Raw genomic sequence first — 24678 nt, 5'->3', positions numbered from 1 at the left:
CGCTCGGGCTTTGCCCGAGCGCTGCCGGGCCCAACGGGAGGAAAGGTTTTGCCAAAGACCTTAACGACAGGCGGGAGCGCGCTCTGCTCTTGTGTCACCACGGTGACCCCCGTATCTAGGCACAAACCGGACTTACAGGAGAAGCAACATGCTCAAAGGACTAGGCGGCCTGGGCGATATGGCCAAGATGATGAAATCCGCGCAGGATCTTCAGACCAAGATGACCGAGATGCAGGAAGAGCTGAACAACCTTATGGTTGTAGGCGAGTCCGGCGCAGGGCTGGTCAAGGCAACCGCAACCGCCAAAGGAGAGCTGAAGGGCCTGGATATCGACCCGTCGATCTTCAATGGCGACGACAAGGAAGTGGTCGAAGACCTGATCCTGGCGGCCATCAAGGACGCACAGACCAAAGCCGCCGAGCGCTCGCAGGCCGAGATGGCCAAGCTGACCGAAAGCATGGGCCTGCCCGCGGACATCAAACTGCCGTTCTGATCTCCATCTTTTCAACAATACTCCCGCCGGAGGCTCCCTCCGGCGCCAGACAGGACAGGCCGTGAGTTCCAACAGCGACATCGACAATCTGATTGACCTGATGGCCAAACTTCCCGGCCTCGGCCCTCGCTCGGCCCGCCGCGCGGTGCTGCACCTGATCCGCAAGCGTTCCCTGCTGCTAACGCCCCTGTCCGACGTGATGCAGCAGGTCGCCATCACCGCCCGCGAGTGCCTGAATTGCGGCAATGTGGGCACCACCGACATCTGTGACATCTGCAACGATGAGGCCCGAGCGACCGGAGAGCTTTGCGTCGTCGAGGACGTCTCCGACCTCTGGGCGATGGAGCGTTCAGGTGTGTTCAAAGGCCGCTATCACGTGCTGGGCGGCACGCTCTCGGCGCTGGATGGCGTCGGCCCGGATGAGCTGCGCATTCCCCGCCTCAAGGACCGGGTTGTTGCCGAAGGCGTCTCCGAGATCATTCTGGCCCTGAACGCCACCGTCGACGGCCAGACCACAGCGCATTACATCGCCGATCAGTTGGAGGGGCAGGTCCGCCTGACCTCACTGGCGCAAGGCGTGCCGATTGGAGGCGAGCTCGACTATCTGGATGACGGGACGATTACCGCAGCACTGAGGGCACGAAAAGAGCTCTGAGCATTGCAATATGACAGCAACCGGAACGCTTTCACCCCTTCCGGTTGCACACGAGACACCGCCTCGTATTTCAGGTGTAGGCGCCCGAAGAGTACGTCAATTCGTAAGAATGGCTGTAGATCTCGAAGACAATACCAAAGGGGTCTTCGACGTAGACCATTCGGTAGGGTTTCTCTCCGGGATAATAGTATCGAATCGGCATACGTTGTTTGCCACCCGCTGCAACGATTTTTTCTACCAGGCCTTCGACATCCGGGTCTTGGACGCAAAAATGGAACGTACCATTCTGGCGAAAGTCGATATTGTTTTCCGGTACATAATTCCCGTCAAACTCGAAAAGTTCGAACCCGATGCGATCAGCAGTCGCGAGATGCGCAATACGTAGTTTTTTCCACTCAGGACCAAACACATCAGTGCACATGACACCGATATCCGTATCATCCTCTACCACGTCCGTTGGCGGCATGATCACGTAGAAACCAAGGACTTCGGAGTAGAACTTTACAGCCTCGTCAACGTTTGGGACGGACAATCCGATGTGAGAGAATGTTCTTGGATGTTGCGGCATGGCTCGTTCCTTGTTTTATGGGGCAAAACTATTGTGCCACAGCCGAGTTTCAAGCGCCTCCCCGGCGAGACATAGCCGGGTTCCGCCATGCACTTAGGTCTTCTTTCGCGGTGACATCAGTCAAGAATGGCCTTTGCCTGCCGCACGCGGCGTGTACTATGGCGATGACCTTATCCGTTTGATTTTGGGAACTGTTATGAAACGCCTTTTTGCCCTCACACTTGCCGCCTTTACAGCCACTGCAGCGTTTTCGCAGCAACTGATCGACAAGGGCTTTGTCGACGGCTGGAACATCATGATGGACCCGGCGTTGGGCAATGGGTGCCTGATCCAGACGGTGTATCAGGACCTCTCGGTGGTGCGGATCGGTTATGACGCGCTTGGCAATCGCGGATATTTCGCTGTCTACAACAAGGCCTGGGGCGATATCGAGCAGGGCAAAACCTACCCGATCCGGTTTGCTCTGGACGGCAAAAGCTATGACGCCACTGCCATTGGCTTCAACGAACGTGATGTCCCCGGCGCGACCGTCTTTTTCACTGACCGGAATTTCGTCACCGCGATTGCTCAAAATAAGACGATGACGGTTTACAACCCGGCGGGCGAAGTGGTGATGGCCATCGACCTCAAAGGCACCGCCAAGGCGCTGGAATACGCGCGAGACTGTCAGAACAAAAAGCTCTAGCGAATCGGGTCGAACAGGGCGTCTTTGGCGGTGCAGTCCCGGATGACATCCCGGCCGCAGGGCACGGGATCAAGGTCGCGGGACAAGCACAGGCGCACCTCTTCGATGTAGCCCTGTTTGCAGGTGATGGTGATCATGTCGCGCTCGAGCTTAGGGTTGGCCTTTAGAAAGGCCTCTTCGACAATCGACGCGGGCAGTTTGACCGAGGTATCAAGCTGGCGGAACACCTCGGGCCGGGTCACGCGACCATACGCTTCGCGCGACAGATCCATATAGCCCTGCGCCGACAGGCCCGAACAGGTGCCGTGTTTCTTCCACTGATGCCACGCAAGACCCGCACTGCCCTGAATATCCTCCATCGCGCGGGTCATTGCGCGCGACGGCGGGGCCTCGGGCGTACGGCAATAGGAGGGCCAGCCCTGATGGAACTGCGGCCAGAGCCCGTGCAATATCCAACCGTGGTCGTGCCGGGCGTCGCATTGATCTGATCCACGCGCATCCCCTTCGCGCGCGCACCAGTTCGGAGACCAGCTCAGCGCGAGGACGAAATAGTCGAACTCACCGGCCTTTTCGCCCTCGGCCAGCGCGGCGACGGCGCTTATGGCCCACAAAACCAGCGCTAAAAACCCATGGCGCATTCGCCTCTTCCCTTCTTGCGTCGCGGCGACTATATACACCCCAAGTTCCCCGACAACGGAAACCTGCCCCAAAACCCCGGGGCCGCCGAATTCCGGCGACGGGACAGATGTATGTATAGGAGACGGGCTGATGGCAAAACCGCTTATGGCCAAGGCAACAGCCGTATGGCTGGTGGACAACACCACGATCAGCTTTAAGCAGATCGCGGATTTCGTAGGAATGCACGAGCTTGAAGTGCAGGGCATTGCCGATGGCGATGTGGCCGCTGGTGTTAAAGGGTTCGACCCGCTTGCCAACAACCAGTTGACGCAGGAAGAGATCGATGCAGCGCAGAACAACCCGCTGCACAAGCTGAAGCTCAAGTTCAACCCGTCGGCAACGGGCGAGGAAAAGCGCCGTGGCCCGCGCTATACCCCGCTGTCCAAGCGTCAGGACCGTCCGAACTCGATCCTATGGCTGGTCAAGTTCCACCCCGAGCTTAGCGACGGTCAGATCGCCAAGCTGGTTGGCACCACCAAGCCGACCATCCAGTCGATCCGCGAACGCACGCACTGGAACATCGCCAACATGCAGCCCATCGACCCGGTTGCCTTGGGCCTGTGTAAACAGTCCGAACTGGACGCTGTGGTGCAGAAGGCCGCCGCGAAGAAAGCCGCCGAAGGCGGCGTGATGAGCGATGACGAGCGCCGCAAGCTGGTCTCGACCGAGCAGTCGCTGGAGATGGATGCAGCACCGAAGATCCCGACCGCGATTGAGGGTCTGGAAACCTTCTCGCTGTCTGAAGAGCCGGAAGCCGACAAGGAAGACGGTGATCCGATCGTGGACGCCGACAGCTTCTTCAACCTGCCCAAAGGCGGTGGGGACGACGAAGACGAAGACGATCTGCGCCCCTGATTTCTGACCCGCCCCGGTCTAAACTGGCCGGGGCGTTTTCTTGGGACCTCTCATGCTCAACATTCTATCTGCCATCTTTGGCCCACACCGCGCCGTAACGATCTACGCCTTCCTAAAAACCTGGGGTTTGGGTCTGGCCGCTGCCGTGGTCATGGCTTTCATCGTCGGCGGTCTTTTCCTGTTGGGGGATGACGGCGAGCATGAGCATCATTCTTTCATGACCGTCCCGGTTCTGTCGGCCACAGCGATCAACGGGGACCTGAAAAACGGGGTCATCGCTTCGGTTCGTCTGCCGGATGGAACGGCCACGTCGATCACCTCGACCGAGGCGCCAATATCCCAATCGGTGGGCACCAGCGCCTGCGTGGAAAAACGCGTCTACGTGGAAAGCGGAGAGGCACGATACCGGTTCAAACTGCCTCGGTTCTGCGAGGCTGGTTGATCCCTAGCGAACCAGAGGAAAACGCCCGGGCACTGCGCCGGGCGTTTTCTTTTTCAGAGCATCTGGAACAAGATCCCGGCGACAATCGCGCCCCCGACCCCGAGGGTCAGATAGGTCGCAAAGACGCGCGGTTTCACCAATGACCAGACCGCAGCCATGGCCGGGATTGAGCTTACCGCCCCTGCCACCATGAAGGACATGGCCGCGCCCGCCGTCATGCCTTGCTCCATCAGCCCCGCCAAAAGCGGTGGCGCGACGTAGGAGTTCAGATAGGCGGGCATTCCGACCAGCGCGGCAACGACGATGGGCAGAACGCCTTCTCCGCCGACAACGCGCGCGATCAGGTCTGCAGGCACATAGCTGACCAGAAGCGCCTCAAGCACATAGGCCAGAGCAAGCCATTTCAGCAGGAAAATACCGTTATGCACGAACTCAGAGCGGAAACGCTGACGGCGTTCGGGTTCCTGCCAGAACTTCCAGACGGGTTTGTCATCCAGCTTGGGGCCGCAGCCACAGCAACCAGCGGGTTTGTATTCGCGCAGGGGCTGAGCGAAGGCTCCGTTGCGCATCAGAAGGCGCACAGCGAACCCGCCGAACAGGCCCAAGGCAACCGCTGCAACAGCCTTGCCGATGGCAAAAGGCCACCCCAACGCGCCTGCGGTGATCAGCAATGTCGGCGGATCAATCAGCGGAGAGCTAAGCCAGAAGGCCATCACCGCAGAGAGCGGCGCGCCCAGTGCCAGAAGCCCGGCGATGAACGGGATCACCTCACAGGAACAAAACGGCGCAAGCCCTCCGAACAAGGCAGCCAGAAAGATCATCCGGGTTTCCCGCCCCTCAAAAGCGCGCGCCACCATAACCTCGGCCCCAGTGGCCTTGAGATAGGACAGCAGAAGGACGGCGAACAGGATATACTGGCCCGTATGCGCCAGCGCCTTGGCGGCGAAGGTTACGACCTCAGCCCAGTTGCCCGGATCGAAAACTGCGACCAACGCCAGTATCGCGACGATCAAAGCCCAAGGCGTTTTGATCACATCCAGCGCGAGTTTGGCCGAGGCTTTTGGGTTTTGTGATAGTTCAGCCATCGTTTGCGGCCTTTCCTACTTCGTCTGCGCAGCATTCGCTTAGAATAAACTGCGCCAGGTTTCGCAACTCGTTGAAACAGGCGCGATTGATCGTCGTGCGCCCGATCTTTTCCTGTTCAACCACACCACCTGCAGCCAGAAACCGAAGGTGATGCGCAAGGGTGGAGGGAGCGATGCCGGTACGTGTCTGGATCTCACCCACGGTCAGACCGGCCTGCCCGGCCCTCACAAGTGTTTTCAGAACCTTCAACCGGGCCTCGGACCCCATGGCCGAAAATCCTGCTGCAGCGGTTTCCCACATCTGAACTCTCCATTAAACTAGATTTCTAGTTATTTAGGTGATTCGAATTTACTCGTCAAGCCGCATCACAAATTCACTTCGAGGCATGTAAGTCCAGATTGCCACCACCTTAAGTCCAATCTATAAGCGCGCATGGCTATTTCGGTTGACACTTTCTTTCTTGAGCTGAACGGACAAGGGACTCTGCAGGCGCAAATCCAGCAGATGATCGCCGAAGGCATTCTGTCGGGTCGGTTCCACATTGGGGAAAAGCTACCGTCGTCCCGCAAGCTGGCGACCCATCTGGGCGTCAGTCGGATTACGGTGACACTGGCCTATACCGAACTTCTGGCCAATGACTACCTGACCGCCAAAGGGCGTTCGGGCTACTATGTATCCGAAAACGCGCCGGTCCCGCCGAAATACACGCCCGTCCCGCGCAGCGAAGAGACGGTCGACTGGGACAACGCGCTGGCCCGGCGGTTCTCGGGCGGCAATGTGCTGACCAAACCTCAGGACTGGCGCAACTACAAATACCCGTTCATCTACGGGCAGGCCGACCGGACGCTGTTTGACCACGCGAACTGGCGGCTTTGCGCGGTTCGGGCGCTGGGACATAAGGATTTCGAGTCCCTAACGACTGACTACGCTGATCAGGACGATCCTCTGCTGGTCGAGTTCATTGCCCGCCACACCCTGCCGCGCAGAGGCATCACCGCCCGCCCCGAAGAGATCCTGATCACACTGGGCGCGCAGAACGCGTTGTGGCTGGCCTCGCGCATTCTTTTGAAAAAGGGGCGCACAGCGGCAATCGAAGACCCCTGCTACTACGCTTTGCGCGAACTGCTGAGCCATTCGGATTGCACCATGGCACCGATCCGCGTGGATGGCGACGGGCTGCCGCCTGAGGCTCTGCCAAACGACACGGACGTGATCTTTACCACCCCCAGCCACCAAAGCCCCACAACGGCCACCATGCCCGTCAGCCGCAGAACCGCCCTTTTGGAACGCGCGTCCACGCTGAACGCCATGATCGTTGAGGATGACTACGAGTTCGAGATGGCCTATCTGGGCGCGCCTTCACCCGCGCTCAAGTCAATGGATCGCGAAGGGCGGGTGGTCTATGTGGGCAGCTTCTCTAAATCGCTATTTCCGGGGTTGCGTCTGGGCTACATGGTCGGGTCCGAGACCTTCATCCGCGAGGCACGCGCGCTGCGGTCGCTCGTGTTGCGGCATCCTCCGGGGCATGTTCAGCGCACGGCAGCCTATTTCTTGTCCCTCGGGCACTACGACGCTCAGATCCGGCGTATGTCGAACGCCCTGGCCCAACGGCGCGAGGCGTTGGACGAAGCCGTTCAGACCCATGCGCTACAGGTCGCGGGGCGCGGTGTACTCGGCGGGTCCTCCATATGGATGCAGGCCCCCGCGCATGTGGACACCGCGCAGCTGGCGGCCACGTTGCAGGCGCAAGGGGTGCATATCGAACCTGGCGCGCCGTTCTTTTCGGGGCCAAGGCCGCCTGGGAATTTCTACCGTCTGGGATATTCCTCGATTGCACCCGACCGCATCGAGGCCGGGGTGAAACTGATCGCGGATGCGATCCGGGCCAGTTAGCCCTCGGCTGGACGTATTCCGCCGCCTCATCTGGCCCTAACGCCATCCGCACCCATACGCCAAAACCGTATCAAAGGCCGGGCTGAACCCCCCCGGCCAATTCACGCATTCAGTTTTGGAGAGCCACCGATGAAAATGACCACGGAAGAAGCCTTTGTTAAGGTTCTGCAGATGCACGGGATCGAGCATGCCTTTGGCATCATCGGTTCTGCCATGATGCCGATCTCGGATATTTTCGGGAAAGCTGGCATCACCTTCTGGGATTGCGCGCATGAAGGCTCGGGCGGCATGATGGCCGACGGCTACACCCGCGCCACCGGCAAAATGTCGATGATGATTGCGCAGAACGGCCCCGGCATCACCAACTTTGTCACCGCCGTCAAAACCGCCTACTGGAACCACACCCCGCTGCTGCTAGTCACTCCTCAGGCCGCGAACAAGACCATGGGCCAGGGCGGTTTCCAGGAAATGGAACAGATGCGGATGTTCGCAGACTGCGTCTGCTATCAGGAAGAAGTGCGCGACCCGTCGCGTATGGCCGAAGTCCTCAGCCGCGTAATCACCAAAGCCAAGCGCGCCTCAGCCCCGGCACAAATCAACGTGCCCCGTGACTTCTTCACTCAGGTCGTCGATATCGAACTGCCAGCCGTGGTCGAATTCGAACTGCCTTCGGGCGGCGCCTCTGCCGTGACCGAAGCCGCCGCTCTGCTGTCCGATGCCAAGAACCCGGTCATTCTGAACGGTGCTGGCACGGTGCTGTCCGCAGGAGGCATCGAAGCGTCGAAAGAACTGGCCGAGCGTCTGGACGCCCCCGTGTGCGTTGGCTACCAGCACAACGACGCTTTCCCCGGCTCGCACCCGCTGTTTGCCGGCCCTCTGGGTTACAACGGCTCGAAGGCTGCGATGGAGCTGATCAAGGAAGCGGACGTTGTTCTGTGCCTTGGCACCCGTCTGAACCCGTTCTCGACCCTGCCCGGATACGGTATGGAATACTGGCCGACCGAAGCAAAAATCATTCAGGTCGACATCAACCCAGACCGCATCGGCCTGACCAAGAAAGTCTCCGTTGGTATCGTTGGCGACGCAGCCACCGTTGCAACCAGCATCCTGGCACAGCTTTCGGGCACTGCGGGCGATGAAGGCCGCGATGCGCGTAAGGCGAAAATCGCTGAAACCAAGTCGCGTTGGGCGCAGGAACTGACCTCTATGGACCACGAGCAGGACGACCCGGGCACCACCTGGAACGAACGCGCCCGTGCGGCCAAGCCCGACTGGATGAGCCCGCGCATGGCATGGCGTGCGATTCAATCAGCGCTGCCGAAAGAGGCGATCATCTCGTCCGACATCGGCAACAACTGCGCCATCGGCAACGCTTACCCCTCGTTTGAGGAAGGCCGCAAATATCTGGCCCCTGGCCTGTTCGGCCCCTGTGGATATGGTCTGCCGTCGGTGATCGGCGCCAAGATCGGCTGCCCGGATGTGCCCGTTGTTGGTTTCTCGGGCGATGGTGCCTTTGGCATCGCCGTAACCGAGCTGACTGCAATCGGCCGTGAAGAATGGCCCGCGGTGACCCAGATCGTCTTCCGCAACTACCAGTGGGGCGCTGAAAAGCGGAACTCGACCCTGTGGTTCGACGACAACTTCGTCGGCACCGAATTGGACACCAAGGTCTCTTACGCCGGTATCGCAGAGGCCTGTGGCCTGAAAGGCGTCGTCGCACGTACGCAGGACGAACTGACAGCTGCGCTGAACCAGGCGATCGAAGATCAGAAGAACGGCATCACCACTCTGATCGAAGCCATGATCAACCAGGAACTGGGTGAGCCGTTCCGTCGCGACGCGATGAAGAAGCCGGTTGCGGTTGCGGGTATCGAAGCAGCAGACATGAAGCCGCAAGTCGAGGCCTGATCGCGTTGAAGCCCCTAAATCAAATTCTCGGGGCTGCGACCAGTTCCAAAAAGATCATCGCCCTTGCTGAGGGCGATGATCCACGTATTGTAGAAGGTGCGCTGAAAGCACGTGCCGAAGATGCAGCCGATATTATCCTTGTCGGCGATCAGACCAAAGTTGCCTCTTTGCTGGCTGAAATAGGCGGAGGTGATGTAGCCGGGATAGACATCCACGATCCGGCAACTTCGCCCCATTTGGAACGCTTTGCCGATGCCTATTTCGAATTGCGCAAACACAAAGGCGTAGCGCCTGAGACTGCGAAATCGCTGGTGCGAAACCGTCTGAACTACGCCGCCATGTTGGTCCATCTCGGGCTGGCTGATGGCACGGTCGGCGGTGCCGTCGAAACCACTTCGGACACTGTTCGGGCCGCTTTGCAGATCATTGGAAAAGCACCTGACGCCCATATGGTGTCCAGTTTCTTTCTGATGATCTATGACCGCGACCATCACAAAGTTCAGGGCGCCCATATTTTCGCCGATTGCGGGTTGGTCGTTGATCCGAACGAACGCGAGTTGGCTGAGATCGCTCAGGCCTCGGCCGCGTCCTATCGCACACTCACCGGGAAAGAGCCTCGTGTTGCGATGCTATCTTTCTCGACGAGCGGCAGCGCCAGCCATCCGAAAGTGTCAAAGGTGGTTGAGGCCACACAAATCGCCAAAACCGCCAATCCGGACCTGATCATCGACGGAGAGTTGCAGTTCGACGCTGCCTATGTGCCAGAGGTCGCCAGTAAAAAGGCCAAGAACTCACCTCTGGAAGGGAAAGCAAACGTGTTTGTCTTTCCCAACCTCGATGCGGGCAACCTAGGGTACAAGATCGCCCAGCGCATTGGCGGGGCCGAGGCCATTGGGCCCGTTCTTCAAGGCTTGGCGAAACCCGCAAACGACCTGTCGCGCGGCTGTTCTTCAGACGATGTGTTGCACATGATCGCCGTGACCGCCGTGCAGGCACAACAAGTGGGTTCATCGCAAGAGCCAGTTCATCCAGCTACTGCATAACCTCTGCGGCTTTGCCGCTTAACTGTAAACGTGTTCAAGAAAGATCAACGAACCGATGCTGGGTAAGACTGAACTCAAAAGCTCCTTCGGCGCGGATGTCGCCCAGACGGCTCGAACCATGTTCCCCGGGGTTATGGTGGCGATCACCGTTGCTGTAACGGCAAAATTCCTGTCGGAACACTACGCGACCCCAGCCATGCTGATGGCCTTGCTGCTTGGCATCGCACTCAGTTTTCTGGGTGAAGAGGGCAAGACTGTTCCCGGCATTGGTTTTGCAGCCAGATCCCTTCTGCGCCTCGGCGTGGCACTTTTGGGTGTGCGGATATCGATGACGCTGATGATGGGATTGGGTTGGGACCTGATCGCCCTTGTGGTTGGCGGCGTATTGGCCACCATTGGGTTCGGCCTCGTGATCGCACGGTTCTTTGGTCACAAATGGCGTTTCGCGTTCCTGACGGCGGGCTCTGTCGCAATCTGCGGCGCGTCTGCGGCAATGGCGATCAGCGCCATCTTGCCAAAAGACGAACGCTCAGAGGAGCGGCTGATCTTTACCGTTCTGGGCGTCACCGTGCTGTCGACCATCGCCATGATCGCCTATCCTATCTTAGTCCGTTCACTGGGCATGGATGACGTGGCGGGCGGTGTGTTTCTGGGTGGCACGATCCACGATGTCGCCCAGGTTGTGGGCGCGGGGTTCTCAATCTCGGAACAAACCGGCGACACCGCCACGCTGGTCAAACTGTTCCGTGTGGCGATGCTGGCCCCGGTGGTTCTAGTCGCCTCACTGATCATCCGCAGCGTCACCGACATGGACGAAGCAGGCAAGCGCCCTCCCATCCTGCCCGGCTTTGTGATCGGGTTTCTAGTGCTGGCCGCGGCCAGCTCGTTCGGACTTATCCCGACCTTCCTGTCCGAGTTACTCAGCCAGACATCCCGCTGGTTGCTTCTGATCGCGATCGCTGCGGTTGGAATGAAGACGAACCTGAAACAAATCCTCTCGGTCGGAGGCGCAGCCATCGCCCTGATCGTCGTGGAAACTCTTTTTATTGCAGGAATTATCCTCGCCGGACTAACATTCCTAACCTGACCCGCCGCCCCGACATAAGGACGCCAGATGACAATCCAGCAACCGAAGATCGACACCAGCCCGAAAGTCTCGGACGAGATCCGGCGTACCACCTGCTATATGTGCGCCTGTCGCTGCGGCATTAATGTTCACATGAAGGACGGAAAGGTTGCCTATATCGAGGGCAACCGCGACCACCCAGTCAACAAAGGCGTGCTTTGCGCCAAGGGCAGCGCCGGCATCATGCAGGTCAACGCGCCCTCACGCCTGCGCAAACCGCTGCGCCGGGTCGGTCCACGCGGCTCGGGTGAGTTCCGCGAGATCGAGTGGGACGAGGCGATCAGCACCGCCGTCGGTTGGCTGAACGAGCTGCACGAGACCGCGCCGCACAAGCTGGCCTTCTTCACCGGTCGCGATCAAAGCCAAAGCTTCACCAGCTTCTGGGCGCAGAATTTTGGTACGCCCAACTATGCGGCCCATGGCGGCTTTTGCTCGGTCAACATGGCAGCGGGAGGCATTTACACGATGGGCGGCGCGTTTTGGGAGTTCGGCCAGCCCGATTGGGACCACACCAAGCTGTTCATGCTGTTCGGTGTGGCCGAGGACCACGACAGCAATCCAATCAAGATGGGCATCGGCAAGATCAAGGCGCGCGGCGCGCGGGTGATCGGGGTGAATCCGATCCGCTCAGGCTATAACGCGGTAGCTGACGATTGGGTCGGGATCACGCCGGGCACCGATGGGCTGTTCATCCTGTCGCTGATCCATGTGCTGATGAAGGCTGGCAAGATCGACCTCGACTACCTTGCCCGCTACACAAACGCGCCGGTTCTGGTGAATGCTTCTGATGGCCCGGAAAAGGGTCTGTTTCTGCGCGATGCCGACGGAAAGCCTTTGGTGATCGACCGTGTTACCGGTGACCCGACCGCCTTTGACAAGCCCGGCGTGCGCCCGGATCTGTCCGCCACCTACGACAAGGATGGCGTAACTCACCGCCCGGTCTTCCATCAGATGGCCGAGAAATACCTCTCGGACAATCACGCCCCCGAAAATGTGGCCGAGCGCTGCGGCATACCGGCCCAGAAAATCCGCGCCATTGCCGCCGAAATTGCCCGCGTCGCCTTTGATGAGGCCATCGAGCTCGACCAGGAATGGACCGATTTCCGCGGCGAAAAGCACAGCAAAATGACGGGCCGCCCTGTCAGCTTCCACGCCATGCGGGGGATCTCGGCCCATGCCAACGGCTTCCAGACCTGTCGCGCGCTGCATGTGCTGCAGATCCTGCTGGGCACGGTCGAGGTCCCCGGCGGCTTCCGCTTCAAACCGCCCTACCCCAAACCCGTCGAGGCGCACCCGACGCCACATGGAGACCGCCGCCCGGGCCGCCCGCTGGAAGGCCCTCACCTTGGCTTCCCGCGCGGCCCCGAGGACCTGCTGCTAGACGAAGACGGCACTGCTCAGCGTATCGATAAGGCCTTTACGTGGGAAAACCCAATGTCGGCCCACGGGCTGATGCATATGGTGATCTCGAACGCCGCCGCAGGCGATCCCTACAAGATCGACACGTTGTTCATGTATATGGCGAATATGTCGTGGAACTCCTCCATGAACACCAAAGGTGTGATGGAGATGCTGTCGGCCAAAACCGAAGACGGCAAATACGTCATCCCGCATATCATCTACTCGGATGCCTATTCCTCGGAAATGGTTGCCTACGCCGACCTGATCCTGCCGGATACAACCTATCTGGAACGGCACGACTGCATCTCGCTGCTGGATCGTCCGATCTGCGAGGCCGACGCCGCCGCAGATGCCATCCGCTGGCCAGTGGTCGAACCCGACCGTGACGTGCGCGGGTTCCAATCGGTTCTGATCCAACTCGCCAACCGAATGAGCCTGCCGGGCTTCACCAACGAAGACGACGGCACACCCAAGTGGAAGGACTACGCCGACTATATCGTCAATCACCAGCGCAAACCCGGCATCGGCCCGCTGGCCGGGTTCCGGGGCGAGGACGGTTCCAAAGAAGGCCGCGGAGAGGTAAACCCGGACCAGCTGAATCGCTATATCGACAACGGAGGCTTCTACGTCGCGCATATCCCGGAAGGTGCGGATTACTACAAACCGTGGAATGCCGCCTATCAGGACTGGGCCGTTGGAATGGGTCTTTATGACAGCCCGCAGCCCTACCTGTTTCAGCTGTACTCTGAGCCGATGCGCAAGTTCCAACTGGCCGCCGAAGGACACGGACCGAACCAGCCCCCCGACCACCTGCGACAACGCATCAAAGACGCCATGGACCCTCTGCCCATTTGGTACGAGACCGACCAGCAGGGCAACGAGGGCTTCACCGTCAACGCCCTGACTCAGCGCCCCATGGCGATGTATCACAGCTGGGGCACCCAAAACGCGTGGCTGAGACAACTTCATGGGCGCAACCCGCTTTACGTTCCAACCAAGCTGATGCGCGAACACGGGCTGCAAGACGGCGACTGGGCCAAGGTTACCTCTCCTCACGGCGAGATCACCGTACCCGTGATGGAAATGGCCGCGCTGAATGAAAACACCGTCTGGACATGGAACGCCATCGGCAAGCGCAAAGGTGCCTGGGCGCTGCAAGAGGACGCACCCGAGGCCACCAAGGGTTTCCTGCTCAACCACCTGATCCACGAATTGCTACCGCCCAAGGGGGACGGTATGCGATGGGCCAACTCAGACCCGATCACCGGTCAGGCCGCGTGGTTCGACCTGAAAGTCAGGATCGAAAAGGCCGCCCCTCCGGCGGATACCGAAAGCCAACCCGAATTTGCCCCGATCAATTCCCCCGTCGGCACCGGCCCGAAGGATATCGCGTGGAAGGTAGGCAAATGATCCAATCTTCATCTGGCCAAAAATATCTCGGGGGTGAATTGAGCCAACGGCTCAAGAGGGGGCTGGCCCCCTGCCCCGCCCACCAAAGCCGAGGTTCCTTGATATGACGCAACTCCCCGAATCCACCGATCGCAAAATGGGCCTCGTCATCGACCTCGACACCTGCGTCGGGTGCCACGCCTGCGTGATTTCCTGCAAAGGCTGGAACACCGAAAACTACGGCGCACCCTTGTCTGATCAGGATGCCTATGGCGGCAACCCCTCGGGCACATTCCTGAACCGTGTCCACTCCTACGAGGTCACACCGACCGAGGGCCCTGCCCAACTGATCCACTTCCCCAAATCCTGCCTGCATTGCGAAGACGCGCCCTGCGTCACGGTCTGCCCAACCGGGGCCAGCTACAAACGCGTCGAGGATGGGATCGTTTTGGTCAACGAAAGCGACTGCATCGGCTGTGGCCTCTGCGCCTGGTCCTGCCCCTATGGCGCGCGGGAAATGGATATGGCCGAGGGCGTGATGAAGAAATGCACCCTCTGCGTCGATCGCATCTATAACGAAAACCTGCCCGAAGTGGATCGGGTGCCGTCCTGCGTCCGCACCTGCCCGGCCGGAGCGCGTCATTTCGGGGACCTCGGCGATCCTAACAGCGATGTCAGCAAGCTGGTCGCTGAACGGGTCGGTATGGACCTGATGCCCGAAATGGGTACCAAACCTGTCAACAAATACCTGCCGCCCCGCCCCAAGGATCAAATTGAGGACCAGATCGACATTCTGGCCCCGCTGCTGGCCCCCGTCGCGGAAGAGCCTAAAGGGTTCCTTGGCTGGCTTGACAAAACTCTGGAGAAGCTCTGATGCATCCGGCCCCTTCCGTTATCATCTTCACCACCCTGTCCGGCCTCGGTTTTGGGCTGCTGTTCTTTCTGGGCCTCGGAATGCCAGACGCTACAGGCTGGGTCGCCTTTGTTTTCTTCCTGATTGCGTACGGGCTGGCCGTCGGCGGATTGCTGGCGTCAACCTTTCACCTCGGTCACCCGGAGCGAGCTTGGAAAGCGTTCACGCAATGGCGCTCTAGCTGGCTCAGCCGTGAGGGCTGGTGCGCGGTGATCGCACTGGTCCTGATGGGCCTGTTCGCAATCGGCTCGGTCTTTCTGGGCGAAAGGTGGAGCCTTTTGGGTTGGCTCGGCGCGTTGTTCTCGCTCGCCACGGTGTTCACCACGTCGATGATCTACACTCAACTCAAGACAATCCCTCGTTGGAACATGAAGCTGACACCGGCCATGTTCCTCAGCTTCAGCCTGGCCGGAGGGGCCTTGATGGCCGGACAAACCTCGGTCGCCCTGCCTTTGCTGTTGATCGCCGCTCTTGTGCAGATTCTGTACTGGCGTCAGGGGGACAAGGCGCTTTCCAGCTCGGGGACTGACCTTGGGACAGCAACAGGATTGGGTCAGCGCGGGTCGGTGCGGGCGTTTGAGCCTCCGCATACCGGAACCAACTACTTGCTACGAGAGTTCGTCCACGTGGTTGGCCGCAAACATGCCGAGAAGCTGCGGATCATCTCGTTCCTGTTGGCCTTTGCGCTGCCCGTCGTCTTCATCGCGATCCCGTTAGAAGGGCTCGCGCTAAAACACCTGCTTGCGCTGCTGGCAGTGGTTTCTCACCTGGCTGGGGTTGCCGCGTCACGCTGGCTGTTCTTCGCGCAGGCGGAGCATGTGGTTGGGCTCTACTACGGCAAACGTTGAGCACCTTTGCAGCAAACGAAAAAGGGCGGCGCTCGATATTTGAGGCCGCCCTTTTCAATAGAACGTTTAATTTAGATCAGACCTGCATGCGCCATCGCGGCTTCGATCGCAGTCTTGGTGCTGTCTTCCAGTTCAGTCAGAGGTGAGCGAACTTCGGTGCTGCACAGGCCCAGTTTTCTCAGCGCGTATTTAGCGCCGACTAGGCCGGGCTCGATGAAGATCGCTTCGTGCAGAGGCATCAGGCGATCCTGATAGTCCAGAGCCTTGGCATAGTCGCCCGCCAGCGTGGCCTGTTGGAACTCGGCGCAAAGTTTCGGAGCCACGTTGGCCGTGACCGAAATACAGCCTACCCCGCCATGCGCGTTGAAGCCCAACGCAGTGGCGTCTTCGCCCGACAGCTGACAGAAGTCGGCGCCACAGCTTGCGCGCTGCTGGCTGACGCGCGCCAGATCGCCTGTCGCGTCTTTGACACCGACAATCCGTGGCAGCTTTGCCAGTTCCCCCATGGTCGCGGGGGTCATGTCGATGACCGAACGGCCTGGGATGTTGTAGATGATGATCGGAATCTCGGCGCAATCGTGCAGGGCGCGGAAATGGGCCAACAGGCCTTTTTGGGTCGGCTTGTTATAATATGGTGTGACCACCAGTGCCGCATTGGCCCCGACATTCTTGGCAAACTGGACGAATCGAACTGCCTCGACCGTGTTGTTCGAACCTGCGCCCGCAATCACCGGCACCCGACCTGCGGCAGCTTTGACCACTTCGGCTACGACGGTTTCGTGCTCTTCGTGGCTTAGTGTCGGGCTTTCGCCAGTGGTGCCTACGGGAACCAGACCAGTTGAGCCTTCCATTATCTGCCACTCTACCAAGTGTTTGAGCGTATCCAGGTCCAACTCGCCGTTGCTGAACGGGGTGACGAGGGCTGGCATTGAGCCTTTGAACATGGGTCGCGCTCCTTGAAGTGCGGTTGCAGTATTTGCGCCATCCTCGCTCACGTTTTTGGCTTTGTGAGTTGATACTGGCGGCGCAAGGTTTATCCTGAATGGCTCTATCCTCGGTTGGTTGGGAAATGCAAGGGATGACACGCGTTCTGGCCTTTTTGGCAACAGTGATTCTGTGTTTTGGGATGCAGGCAAGCGCCGCGCGGGCCGATGCTGCCGGTGATCTGCGCGCCGGGCTGGCCGAAATGCGCAAAGGTGACTGGAACGAAGCGCTAGCGGTTTCTGGCTCACGCGGCTCGGTTACGCGTGACATCATAGTGTGGCATTGGCTGCGAGAGGGCTTTGGCAGCTCAGGCGATGTGCTTGTGTTTCTTGAGCGCCGCCCCGACTGGCCCGGACTGGCCTGGTTGCGCCGCAAGAGCGAGCCGTCCTTTACCGGGGCTGATCCGGATCGAGCGATGAACTTCTACGCCGATCAGCCGCCGCAAACGGCCGAAGGCGCGCTGAACTATGCTGTTGCCCTAAAAGCCAAAGGTCGGATTGGGGACGCCGAGGCCGATATCGTCACAGCCTGGCGCACCATGCCCATGGGCTCGGGCTTGCAGAAGGACTATCTTGAGAATTTCGGCAAATTGCTAAAACCGCACCACACTGCCCGACTGGATCGGATGCTGTGGGACAATCATCTGGTCAGCGCCGGGCGTATGCTGCCACTGGTCAGCGCCGATCAGCGCAAACTGGCAGAAGCCCGAATTGCCCTGCAAAAACGCGAACCGGGCGTGGACGGTAAGATTTCTGCCGTACCCAAGGCTCTGGCAGAGTCTCCGGGGTTGGCGTTTGATCGCTTTGTCTGGCGCGACAAGAAAGAGCTGGACGACAGCGCCATTGATTTGATGCTGGCACGCTCAACTGGCCCGGACGCCCTAGGTGAGCCCGACAAATGGGCCGAGGGACGACGCCGACTGGCCCGACTTGAGATGCGGCAGGGCAGTGCGGCGCGTGCCTATGAGGTTGCCGCCAACCACCATATGACCCCCGAAATGGGCTATGGATACGCCGATCTGGAATGGCTGGCCGGATTCCTGGCTTTGCGAAAGTTAAACGACCCGGCAACGGCGGTTCGGCATTTTCAAAACTTTGAAGGCGCGGTGAAATCGCCGATTTCAAGGGGCCGTGCTGGCTATTGGCTGGGTCGCGCTTACGCGGCGCAAGGGGATGCTGAGAAAGCCTATGACGCTTATGCAATGGGTGCGGATTATCAAACGTCTTTCTACGGCATTCTGGCAGCCGAACAGATCGGGCGACCGTTTGACAGCACCCTCGCCAACCCGCCCCGCGCCGCGCATTGGCGGCAAGCCGAATTTGCGAACTCCAGCGTATTGGAGGCCGGTCTGCTGCTGCTAAAGGCAGGGGAGGACAATCTCTCCGAACGGTTTCTGACCCACCTGGTCGAAAGCCTCGATACAGCGCAAGCCAATCAACTGGGCGATCTGGTCATCGAGTTGAAAGAGCCGCATCTGGCCGTAATGATCGCCAAACGCGCGGCGACTACGGGAACGGTTCTTCCCGCTGCCTATTACCCCGTGCATCCGGTCGCGGATATCGGCCTGCCGATGGCCAAAGAGATGACATTGGCCATCGCCCGCCGTGAAAGCGAATTTGATCCGGTGGTGATCAGCGGCGCAGGCGCGCGCGGCTTGATGCAGGTGATGCCAGCGACCGCCAAACTGGTCGCGCAGGAGTTGGGAATACTAAGCGGACATAAGACTGGTCGGCTGACCGCGGACTGGGAGTATAATGCCAAGTTAGGGGCCAACTACCTGTCCAGCCTTGCGGCGGATTTCAACGGCAATGTGGTCATGATGGCCGCCGGGTATAACGCCGGACCGCGGCGGCCGATCTCATGGATGGAGCGCTACGGCGACCCCCGCGCCGGTGAGGTGGATGTGGTCGACTGGATCGAGACCATCCCTTTCAGCGAAACGCGCAATTATGTGATGCGGGTGACCGAAAGCCTGCCGGTCTACCGCGCGCGGCTGGGCAAACCCGCCCTGCCCGTGCCCTTCTCGCAGGAACTGACCGGATCAACCCTTGCGGCGTTCGCGCCATAGGGTGAACAGCCCCGCCGCAACAACCAGCCCTGCGCCGATGACGACCTCGGGGCGCAGGACCTCATTGAAGATTGCGATGCCAAGGATCGCCACCCAGACCAGATGGAGGTAGGCAAAGGGCTGCACCGCACTGGCCTCGGCCGCCTCATAGCATTTGATCAGCAACCAATGGCCAAAGGCCCCGCTGACACAGAGCGTTGCCATCCAGGCCCAATCCGCCTTTGCCATCGGCTCCCAGAACCACATACCGACCAGCGTCATGGCAACGGCTCCGCTGACGCCGGTCCAGAAAAAGCTGGTGGCGGCGCTGTCTCGGCGCGCGGCATAACGGGTGAGCAGCGAATAGACCGCAAACATAAAGGCCGAGATCAGCGGTATGATCGCCCAAGGGTTAAACACGCCGACCCCCGGTTGCAGGATGATCAACACGCCGACGCAGCCGACCCCGATCGCCGTCCAACGCCGCCAACCCACGCTTTCACCCAGAACCGGGCCGCTGAGGGCCGCAACCAGAAGGGGGTAGCAGATGAAGACCGCCATGCTGTTGATCAGACCTAGCTTGGTGAAACCAAAAACAGCGACACAGATCTCAGTCACCAGCAGAACGCCGCGAAAGATCTGGAGTTTCGGCTGATCGGTACGCGCCGCCACCTTCAACCCACCCGTAGCACGGGCCGCCAATGCGATGACAAACGCTGCGAAAAACCAATAGCGGACCATCACCACCATATAGGTGTTATACGTCCCCGCCAGATGGCGCGAGATCCCGTCCTGCAAGGCGAAAACCACTGTCGCGGCGACCATCAGCGCGATCCCGGCCGAGATATTGTTCTGCTGCGTCACGCCTTTACCGCCCGTGTCATATGCCGTTTGCGACCGTATCCGGGCGCGCGGGTGACTGCGAAACCGGCCTCTTCCAACCCGCGACGGACAAAACCTGCTGCGGTGTAGGTGGCCGCGGTGCCGCCCGGTGTCGTGTGATCGGATACCTGCTGCATCAGATCCGCGCCCCAGAGTTCGGGGTTTTTGGCAGGCGAGAAGCCGTCCAGAAACCACGCATCGGCCTTGCCGATCCAGCCCGGCAGCGCTTGGCGAGCGTCGCCCTCGATCACCTCAAGGTGCAGCGTGTCGAACTGACAGGATCCGCCGCGCCATTTCGACAGGAAGCGGTCGGTCCAAGGTTGCAATTCGGGGAAAGCGGCCAAGGCGCGCGCCATATCCTCGGGGGCGATGGGGAAGGCCTCAAAACTGGTGAATCGCAGCGGGGTGGTCTGGCCCGCGGCCTCCCACGTGGACCAGACAGTCAGCAGGTTGAGGCCGGTGCCAAAGCCCAGTTCGGCAATATGAAACCCCGGAGCAAAGCGTGCGGGCAGATTGTTACCCGACAGAAAGACATGCCGCGTCTCCTCCAACCCGTTCTGCAACGAGAAATAGGGGTCATCGAACTGGTCCGAAACCGGAATCCGGTCCTCTCTCCATGTCAATTCGGCGTGCTGGTCTGCCATCGGGGAATCCTGTAGCTAAGCGGCGCGACACTGAACAAGGAAGAGGGGTTTGGCAATGGTCGATGTGACGGTACGCGGCGCTGGCATTTTTGGCCTGTCCATCGCCTGGACCTGCGCCCGGCGCGGCGCAAAGGTGCAGGTTGTCGATCCCTTTGGCCCCGGCGCGGGCTCCAGCGGAGGGTTGGTCGGCGCCCTGGCTCCGCATGTGCCCGAGAACTGGAACGCCAAGAAAGCCTTTCAGTTCGACAGTCTGATCATGGCCGAACCCTTTTGGGCGCAGGTCGAAGCGGCCGGAGGGGTCTCAGCCGGCTATGGGCGACTGGGACGTCTACAACCGATCATGGATGAGCGCAGCCTGCAGCTGGCGCACCAACGGCATGCCACCGCGCAAGAGCTCTGGCAGGGCCTGGCCGAGTGGACGGTGCTGTCCACGTCGGAGGCAGGCCAATGGTGCCCGCCCAGCCCAACCGGCTATGTTATCCACGATACCCTGACCGCGCGCTTGCACCCGCGCCGGGCCTGTGCCGCGCTGGTTGCGGCGCTCTCGGTCATAGGGGTTCAGGTCGTCGCCGAGGCCCCGGACAAGGGCCATGTGCTGCATGCGACAGGTGTCGCCGGGTTGCAGGAGCTCAGCCAAAGCTTCGGGAAAACCGTCGGCAATGGCGTCAAGGGACAGGCGGCATTGCTGCGCTTTGATGCGGGCGCGGTGCCGCAGCTATTCGCCGATGCGATCCATATCGTGCCGCATGCAGACAGTACGCTTGCAATCGGCTCGACCTCGGAGCGAGACTATGATGATCCGACCAGCACTGACGACGCGCTTGAGGATGTGATCAACCGCGCCACCCGCGCCGTTCCAGTGCTGCACGGAGCCGAGGTGATCGAGCGATGGGCCGGTGTCCGCCCTCGCAGCAAAAGCCGCGCTCCGATGCTGGGCGCGCACCCCCTGCACGACGGTCAGTTCATCGCCAATGGTGGCTTTAAGATCGGCTTTGGCATGGCTCCGAAAGTGGCCGAGGTGATGGCGGAACTCATTCTGGACGGTCGCGATGAAATCCCTGCGGACTTCCGGCCCGAAGCATCACTCTGACTGCGCTTCGGCCTGCATACACTGTCGCCCGTCGGGGCCTCGAACCCACAGGTCCGGCCCGTTGCGGCAGAGTGTGGCCGGCTCGAAATGCAAAAGCGGCGCGGTTGCGCGGAACGAAAAGCGCGTCAGCGGGCCGGCCACCTCCTCGGCAAACAGCATCAGCAGTTGCGCCAATAACGGCCCGTGTACGACCAGCCCGCCATACCCTTCAACATCGCGCGCATAGTCCAGATCGTAGTGGATACGGTGGCCGTTGAAGGTAAGCGCGGAATACCGGAACAAAAGGGTGCTGTCGAAGCTCACCTCGCGGTGGTCTGTTTCGTCACCACGCGCCACGGGCGGCGTTGGCTTTACCTCGTCCAAAGCGGGATCTTCGCGATAGACTAGGTCCTGCCATTCGGTGACGCAGAGCGCCCCATCCTGCCAGATCTCATGCTTGAGCGTGACAAACCCCAACGGCCCAGTGCGCCCGGCTTTGCGGTTCTGTTTCTCCAGAACGGAATGCCGCTCGGCCTCCACACCTGCCCGCAGGGAGGTATGGAAGTGCAACCGCCCCCCGGCCCACATCCGGCGCGGCAGACCCATGTCCGGGATCAGATCAATCCCGACCTGAGGGTGCCCGTCGCGCCCCAGATCAGATGGTGCACGCGGGGACCAGAAGTAAAGCTGATGAAAGAACGGTGGCAACGCTGAACCGTCAGAGATCTTAGGCTCCACCCCCAGCGCAACCTGCAAGGCCGCCGCCCGGGCCGGGTCCATCACATCGCTTTGCCGATCCTGATGCATACCGTATCCGCCTAAAGACGCTCGACCTCGGCCCGCAGCTTTTGCATCAACGCATGGATGGTCTTTTCATAGCGCTCGCTAGTCAGCCGTCCCCCGTCGTCAAACGCGTTGGAGCTGTCGGCCAGATGGACCTCGGGGCCTTGCAGAATGCGCGGTTGGAACGGCACCAAATAGGCGCGAAGGACCATCTGGGCGCGCTCCCCTCCGGCCCGACCCGCAGCGGCGGACATCACCGCAACCGGCTTGTCGGCCCAAGGTTTGCCCGACGTGCGGCTGACCCAGTCCAGAGCATTCTTCAGCACGCCCGACGGCCCCTTGTTGTATTCCGGTGTGGAGATAATCACCGCATCCGCTTGCCCGATCTGGTCAGCCAGCGTTTGCACGGCGGCTGGGATACCCTCACCCTCTTCCAGATCCCCATCATAGAGGGGCAGGTTCAGATCCGCTTCGACAAAGCTGGCAGGATCAAAAAGGCGTGCCGCCTCGCGCAGAAGCTTACGGTTTGTTGCTGACTGACGCAGGGAACCGGACAGGCCAAGAAGGGTCGGTTGGGACATTGCGGGAAACTCCGTTTCAGTGTTTCCCAATAGGTAGACCGAGACGCGCCCGATCCAAACCCCATTTCTTGCACAGATCGTGCGCGTAAAAGGGCAGCCCAAAGACCGCCCGCAATGCACATAGGATTACGAGTTTGCGCTGGGTACGATCACGATCTCGACCCGGCGGTTCTGCGATTTGCCTTCCGGCGTCAGGTTCGAGGCAACCGGGTTATCTTCACCGCGCCCGATGGTGACGATCCGGCTGTAGTTCACGCCGTTCGCCTGAAGGACGTCTGCAACCGCATTGGCGCGACGCTCGGACAGGCCTTGGTTATAGGAGGCCTCGCCATCACTGTCGGTGTGACCGATGATCTGCACGTTCGAGTTCGGATAGTTCACGAGGTTCTGACCAACCCGCACCAGATCGGCGCGCAAGGCCGGGCGGACCGTCGCACTGTCAGTGTCGAAGGTGATGTCATTGGGAACGGTCACAATCAGCCGGTCGCCCGCGTTGACGATGGTAATCCCGTCATTTGCCAGCTGCTGACGCAATTCTGCGGCCTGTTTATCAAGTTGGTTGCCGATCAGGCCTCCGCCAGCCGCACCGATGGCACCGCCTGCTACCGCGCCCAATAGAGGGTTCGAATTATTCGCGATTGCGCCAACACCAGCACCAACCAAACCACCCAAAACTGCGCCCTGCTTGGCATTCTGATTCGGATCGGAGGGCAGGTTCAACGTGCCCGGATCGGTACAGGCCGCCAGAGTCATGGCCGAGCATAGCCCGGTTGCCAGAAAAAACTTGGAAATCGTCATGGTATCACCTTCTGCTCGGGCACCCGTTGATCGGGTTTGCCTTGTTGCAGATCAGTATATCACGGCAGCGTTGCGCGGGCTCAAGCAACAAAGCGGTGAAGTCGGCGAATCCCCGCCCATACTTGTTCAGATGGTCTGCGCGGCCGGATCTTTGCCCTCCTGCTCGTTCCACAAATCCCGGAGCGAACTGCCTTGGCCACGGAAACTTTGGCCCGTGTCTTCACAGGCCCAGATACGGTCCGTCCGGAAATGCCGGAACCCGCCCCGCAGCTCGCACCATCCGGCGAGCATCGTGCATTCGATGTGGTAGATCAGAGCCACAGGCCGAATGACTCGCTCAGAGCGTTCGCCGGCGCCGTTTACATAGGTAATGCGCAGTTTCTGCTCGGCCCGTATGGCTTCGCGGTAGCTGGCAACCGGGATGCATCCTTTCGCAGGATCATCAACCGGCGCCCCCCAAGTCGAGACCTGCAGCCAATCGGCAGGACAGTGGAGCGCGTCGATCTTGTCACAGATGCGCCGCGCCGCCCGTTGCAGATGGCTGTCTCCGGTACGCGCCAGCATCGACAGCCCGACCCACAGCGCCTCAACCTCTTCGGCGTCGAAATTCAACGGTGGCAGATCATAGCCGCGCCGCATTAGATAGCCCACGCCTGCCTCACCCTCAATCGGTGTGCGCTGCGCCTGTAACTCGGCAATATCGCGGTAAACCGTGCGCGTGGAGACCTCGAGCTTTTCAGCCAGTTGATCGGCTGTCACAGGCGCATCTGCGGCCCTAAGCATTTGGATGATTTCGAACAACCGGGTCGAGCGGCTCATGTCGGGGTCTCCTGTCAAACTGCTGACAGCCTAGCACATCCCCCTGACAAGGGGGTGTCAGGAGTGGTGCGCGAGATTGGGTCAGATT

Annotated in this window: 25 protein-coding genes; 14 read left to right on the top strand and 11 right to left on the bottom strand. The window is 60.2% G+C overall.

The genetic code is table 11. The annotated features are described in order from the left end of the window. The first annotated feature begins 148 nt into the window (after positions 1-148). Positions 149-493: a YbaB/EbfC family nucleoid-associated protein gene (locus ACXAH8_RS11580; protein WP_170328851.1), complete on the top strand. Its 345-nt coding sequence runs from the start codon at positions 149-151 to the stop codon at positions 491-493. Positions 494-554: 61 nt separating this feature from the next. Continuing rightward, a complete protein-coding gene (recR, locus tag ACXAH8_RS11575) occupies positions 555-1148 on the top strand; it encodes a recombination mediator RecR (protein WP_475218534.1) in 594 nt (197 codons plus the stop codon). 70 nt (positions 1149-1218) lie between these two features. On the opposite strand, the gene ACXAH8_RS11570 is transcribed toward recR, so the two are convergent. Beyond that, complete coding sequence (locus ACXAH8_RS11570; protein ID WP_170483306.1) at positions 1219-1716, bottom strand: lactoylglutathione lyase family protein; 498 nt, start codon at positions 1714-1716, stop codon at positions 1219-1221. Between the two features lie 196 nt (positions 1717-1912). Here ACXAH8_RS11570 and ACXAH8_RS11565 point away from each other — a divergent pair, with 196 nt between their 5' ends. Next, complete coding sequence (locus ACXAH8_RS11565) at positions 1913-2401, top strand: hypothetical protein (RefSeq protein ID WP_170661519.1); 489 nt, start codon at positions 1913-1915, stop codon at positions 2399-2401. Here ACXAH8_RS11565 and ACXAH8_RS11560 read toward each other — a convergent pair. After that, entirely contained in the window at positions 2398-3039 is a 642-nt protein-coding gene (locus ACXAH8_RS11560) for a ribonuclease T2 family protein (protein WP_475218531.1), read from the bottom strand. The genes ACXAH8_RS11565 and ACXAH8_RS11560 overlap by 4 nt on opposite strands. A 130-nt stretch (positions 3040-3169) precedes the next feature. Here ACXAH8_RS11560 and ACXAH8_RS11555 point away from each other — a divergent pair, with 130 nt between their 5' ends. Both ACXAH8_RS11555 and ACXAH8_RS11550 read left to right on the top strand, forming a co-directional pair. Continuing rightward, on the top strand, positions 3170-3934 hold the full coding sequence (locus ACXAH8_RS11555; RefSeq protein WP_475218529.1) for a DUF1013 domain-containing protein: 765 nt from the start codon (positions 3170-3172) through the stop codon (positions 3932-3934). Positions 3935-3986: 52 nt separating this feature from the next. Then, complete coding sequence (locus tag ACXAH8_RS11550) at positions 3987-4376, top strand: hypothetical protein (RefSeq protein ID WP_170661522.1); 390 nt, start codon at positions 3987-3989, stop codon at positions 4374-4376. A gap of 53 nt (positions 4377-4429) precedes the next feature. Here ACXAH8_RS11550 and ACXAH8_RS11545 read toward each other — a convergent pair whose 3' ends face one another. Next, positions 4430-5461, bottom strand: a complete 1032-nt coding sequence (locus ACXAH8_RS11545; RefSeq protein ID WP_475218526.1) for a permease — start codon at positions 5459-5461, stop codon at positions 4430-4432. After that, positions 5454-5762 (bottom strand): ArsR/SmtB family transcription factor, encoded by a 309-nt coding sequence (locus ACXAH8_RS11540; RefSeq protein ID WP_170375462.1) that lies wholly within the window; start codon positions 5760-5762, stop codon positions 5454-5456. Before ACXAH8_RS11540 ends, ACXAH8_RS11545 begins: the two co-directional genes overlap by 8 nt. Before the next feature lie 132 nt (positions 5763-5894). Between ACXAH8_RS11540 and pdxR the strand changes: the two genes are divergently transcribed. From pdxR to ACXAH8_RS11505, 7 genes are all read left to right on the top strand, one after another. Beyond that, a complete protein-coding gene (pdxR, locus tag ACXAH8_RS11535) occupies positions 5895-7355 on the top strand; it encodes a MocR-like pyridoxine biosynthesis transcription factor PdxR (RefSeq protein WP_475218524.1) in 1461 nt (486 codons plus the stop codon). A gap of 129 nt (positions 7356-7484) precedes the next feature. Further along, entirely contained in the window at positions 7485-9263 is a 1779-nt protein-coding gene (gene xsc / locus ACXAH8_RS11530; protein WP_170642664.1) for a sulfoacetaldehyde acetyltransferase, read from the top strand. Positions 9264-9268: 5 nt separating this feature from the next. Continuing rightward, positions 9269-10306: a phosphate acetyltransferase gene (gene pta, locus ACXAH8_RS11525; protein ID WP_475218521.1), complete on the top strand. Its 1038-nt coding sequence runs from the start codon at positions 9269-9271 to the stop codon at positions 10304-10306. A gap of 55 nt (positions 10307-10361) precedes the next feature. Next, positions 10362-11393 carry a YeiH family protein gene (locus ACXAH8_RS11520; protein WP_475218519.1) on the top strand — a complete coding sequence of 344 codons (1032 nt, stop codon included), beginning with the start codon at positions 10362-10364 and terminating at the stop codon, positions 11391-11393. A gap of 27 nt (positions 11394-11420) precedes the next feature. Then, the gene (locus ACXAH8_RS11515) at positions 11421-14243 is read left to right on the top strand and encodes a molybdopterin oxidoreductase family protein (RefSeq protein WP_475218517.1); all 2823 of its coding nucleotides are present in this window, start codon (positions 11421-11423) and stop codon (positions 14241-14243) included. Between the two features lie 103 nt (positions 14244-14346). Next, entirely contained in the window at positions 14347-15096 is a 750-nt protein-coding gene (locus ACXAH8_RS11510) for a 4Fe-4S dicluster domain-containing protein (protein ID WP_475218515.1), read from the top strand. Continuing rightward, positions 15096-15983 carry a dimethyl sulfoxide reductase anchor subunit family protein gene (locus tag ACXAH8_RS11505; protein ID WP_475218513.1) on the top strand — a complete coding sequence of 296 codons (888 nt, stop codon included), beginning with the start codon at positions 15096-15098 and terminating at the stop codon, positions 15981-15983. The genes ACXAH8_RS11510 and ACXAH8_RS11505 overlap by 1 nt, the downstream gene beginning before the upstream one ends. A 71-nt stretch (positions 15984-16054) precedes the next feature. On the opposite strand, the gene dapA is transcribed toward ACXAH8_RS11505, so the two are convergent. Beyond that, a complete protein-coding gene (gene dapA / locus ACXAH8_RS11500) occupies positions 16055-16927 on the bottom strand; it encodes a 4-hydroxy-tetrahydrodipicolinate synthase (protein ID WP_475218511.1) in 873 nt (290 codons plus the stop codon). 134 nt (positions 16928-17061) lie between these two features. Here dapA and ACXAH8_RS11495 point away from each other — a divergent pair, with 134 nt between their 5' ends. Then, on the top strand, positions 17062-19035 hold the full coding sequence (locus ACXAH8_RS11495; RefSeq protein ID WP_475218546.1) for a lytic transglycosylase domain-containing protein: 1974 nt from the start codon (positions 17062-17064) through the stop codon (positions 19033-19035). Here ACXAH8_RS11495 and ACXAH8_RS11490 read toward each other — a convergent pair. Next, positions 19009-19878, bottom strand: a complete 870-nt coding sequence (locus tag ACXAH8_RS11490; RefSeq protein WP_475218509.1) for a DMT family transporter — start codon at positions 19876-19878, stop codon at positions 19009-19011. The genes ACXAH8_RS11495 and ACXAH8_RS11490 overlap by 27 nt on opposite strands. Beyond that, positions 19875-20540: a tRNA (5-methylaminomethyl-2-thiouridine)(34)-methyltransferase MnmC2 gene (gene mnmC2, locus ACXAH8_RS11485; protein WP_475218506.1), complete on the bottom strand. Its 666-nt coding sequence runs from the start codon at positions 20538-20540 to the stop codon at positions 19875-19877. Before mnmC2 ends, ACXAH8_RS11490 begins: the two co-directional genes overlap by 4 nt. Positions 20541-20595: 55 nt before the next feature. Here mnmC2 and ACXAH8_RS11480 point away from each other — a divergent pair, with 55 nt between their 5' ends. Then, a complete protein-coding gene (locus tag ACXAH8_RS11480) occupies positions 20596-21630 on the top strand; it encodes an NAD(P)/FAD-dependent oxidoreductase (protein WP_475218504.1) in 1035 nt (344 codons plus the stop codon). Here the strand turns inward: ACXAH8_RS11480 and ACXAH8_RS11475 are convergent. The 4 genes from ACXAH8_RS11475 to ACXAH8_RS11460 all read right to left on the bottom strand — a co-directional run bounded on the left by ACXAH8_RS11475 (position 21622) and on the right by ACXAH8_RS11460 (position 24590). Further along, positions 21622-22416, bottom strand: coding sequence for an HTD2 family dehydratase (locus ACXAH8_RS11475; protein WP_475218500.1), 795 nt, complete (start codon positions 22414-22416; stop codon positions 21622-21624). The two genes, ACXAH8_RS11480 and ACXAH8_RS11475, sit on opposite strands and share 9 nt — an antisense overlap. Positions 22417-22427: 11 nt before the next feature. Continuing rightward, complete coding sequence (locus ACXAH8_RS11470) at positions 22428-22973, bottom strand: NADPH-dependent FMN reductase (protein ID WP_475218498.1); 546 nt, start codon at positions 22971-22973, stop codon at positions 22428-22430. Positions 22974-23099: 126 nt separating this feature from the next. Next, complete coding sequence (locus tag ACXAH8_RS11465; protein WP_170638298.1) at positions 23100-23771, bottom strand: YiaD family glycine zipper/OmpA-like lipoprotein; 672 nt, start codon at positions 23769-23771, stop codon at positions 23100-23102. A 126-nt stretch (positions 23772-23897) separates the two neighbouring features. Further along, positions 23898-24590 carry a helix-turn-helix transcriptional regulator gene (locus ACXAH8_RS11460; RefSeq protein ID WP_475218496.1) on the bottom strand — a complete coding sequence of 231 codons (693 nt, stop codon included), beginning with the start codon at positions 24588-24590 and terminating at the stop codon, positions 23898-23900. Between the last annotated feature and the right edge of the window lie 88 nt (positions 24591-24678).

The sequence above is a fragment of the Ruegeria sp. ABV3_008 genome (genome assembly GCF_056161185.1).
The sequence above is the reverse complement of the archived record's forward strand: the minus strand, read 5'-3'. Positions and strand labels throughout refer to the sequence as shown.

What these genes read in the sequence shown, in the direction of transcription:
- ACXAH8_RS11550 (WP_170661522.1), top strand. Translation starts at nt 3,987, where the DNA reads ATGCTCAACATTCTATCTGCCATCTTTGGCCCACACCGCGCCGTAACG.
- ACXAH8_RS11505 (WP_475218513.1), top strand. Translation starts at nt 15,096, where the DNA reads ATGCATCCGGCCCCTTCCGTTATCATCTTCACCACCCTGTCCGGCCTC.
- ACXAH8_RS11565 (WP_170661519.1), top strand. Translation starts at nt 1,913, where the DNA reads ATGAAACGCCTTTTTGCCCTCACACTTGCCGCCTTTACAGCCACTGCA.
- ACXAH8_RS11465 (WP_170638298.1), bottom strand. Translation starts at nt 23,771, where the DNA reads ATGACGATTTCCAAGTTTTTTCTGGCAACCGGGCTATGCTCGGCCATG.
- ACXAH8_RS11460 (WP_475218496.1), bottom strand. Translation starts at nt 24,590, where the DNA reads ATGAGCCGCTCGACCCGGTTGTTCGAAATCATCCAAATGCTTAGGGCC.
- ACXAH8_RS11515 (WP_475218517.1), top strand. Translation starts at nt 11,421, where the DNA reads ATGACAATCCAGCAACCGAAGATCGACACCAGCCCGAAAGTCTCGGAC.
- ACXAH8_RS11510 (WP_475218515.1), top strand. Translation starts at nt 14,347, where the DNA reads ATGACGCAACTCCCCGAATCCACCGATCGCAAAATGGGCCTCGTCATC.
- pdxR (WP_475218524.1), top strand. Translation starts at nt 5,895, where the DNA reads ATGGCTATTTCGGTTGACACTTTCTTTCTTGAGCTGAACGGACAAGGG.
- ACXAH8_RS11545 (WP_475218526.1), bottom strand. Translation starts at nt 5,461, where the DNA reads ATGGCTGAACTATCACAAAACCCAAAAGCCTCGGCCAAACTCGCGCTG.
- ACXAH8_RS11555 (WP_475218529.1), top strand. Translation starts at nt 3,170, where the DNA reads ATGGCAAAACCGCTTATGGCCAAGGCAACAGCCGTATGGCTGGTGGAC.
- ACXAH8_RS11475 (WP_475218500.1), bottom strand. Translation starts at nt 22,416, where the DNA reads ATGCATCAGGATCGGCAAAGCGATGTGATGGACCCGGCCCGGGCGGCG.
- ACXAH8_RS11570 (WP_170483306.1), bottom strand. Translation starts at nt 1,716, where the DNA reads ATGCCGCAACATCCAAGAACATTCTCTCACATCGGATTGTCCGTCCCA.
- ACXAH8_RS11540 (WP_170375462.1), bottom strand. Translation starts at nt 5,762, where the DNA reads ATGTGGGAAACCGCTGCAGCAGGATTTTCGGCCATGGGGTCCGAGGCC.
- ACXAH8_RS11480 (WP_475218504.1), top strand. Translation starts at nt 20,596, where the DNA reads ATGGTCGATGTGACGGTACGCGGCGCTGGCATTTTTGGCCTGTCCATC.
- ACXAH8_RS11470 (WP_475218498.1), bottom strand. Translation starts at nt 22,973, where the DNA reads ATGTCCCAACCGACCCTTCTTGGCCTGTCCGGTTCCCTGCGTCAGTCA.
- ACXAH8_RS11495 (WP_475218546.1), top strand. Translation starts at nt 17,062, where the DNA reads ATGACACGCGTTCTGGCCTTTTTGGCAACAGTGATTCTGTGTTTTGGG.
- dapA (WP_475218511.1), bottom strand. Translation starts at nt 16,927, where the DNA reads ATGTTCAAAGGCTCAATGCCAGCCCTCGTCACCCCGTTCAGCAACGGC.
- ACXAH8_RS11580 (WP_170328851.1), top strand. Translation starts at nt 149, where the DNA reads ATGCTCAAAGGACTAGGCGGCCTGGGCGATATGGCCAAGATGATGAAA.
- xsc (WP_170642664.1), top strand. Translation starts at nt 7,485, where the DNA reads ATGAAAATGACCACGGAAGAAGCCTTTGTTAAGGTTCTGCAGATGCAC.
- ACXAH8_RS11560 (WP_475218531.1), bottom strand. Translation starts at nt 3,039, where the DNA reads ATGCGCCATGGGTTTTTAGCGCTGGTTTTGTGGGCCATAAGCGCCGTC.
- mnmC2 (WP_475218506.1), bottom strand. Translation starts at nt 20,540, where the DNA reads ATGGCAGACCAGCACGCCGAATTGACATGGAGAGAGGACCGGATTCCG.
- ACXAH8_RS11520 (WP_475218519.1), top strand. Translation starts at nt 10,362, where the DNA reads ATGCTGGGTAAGACTGAACTCAAAAGCTCCTTCGGCGCGGATGTCGCC.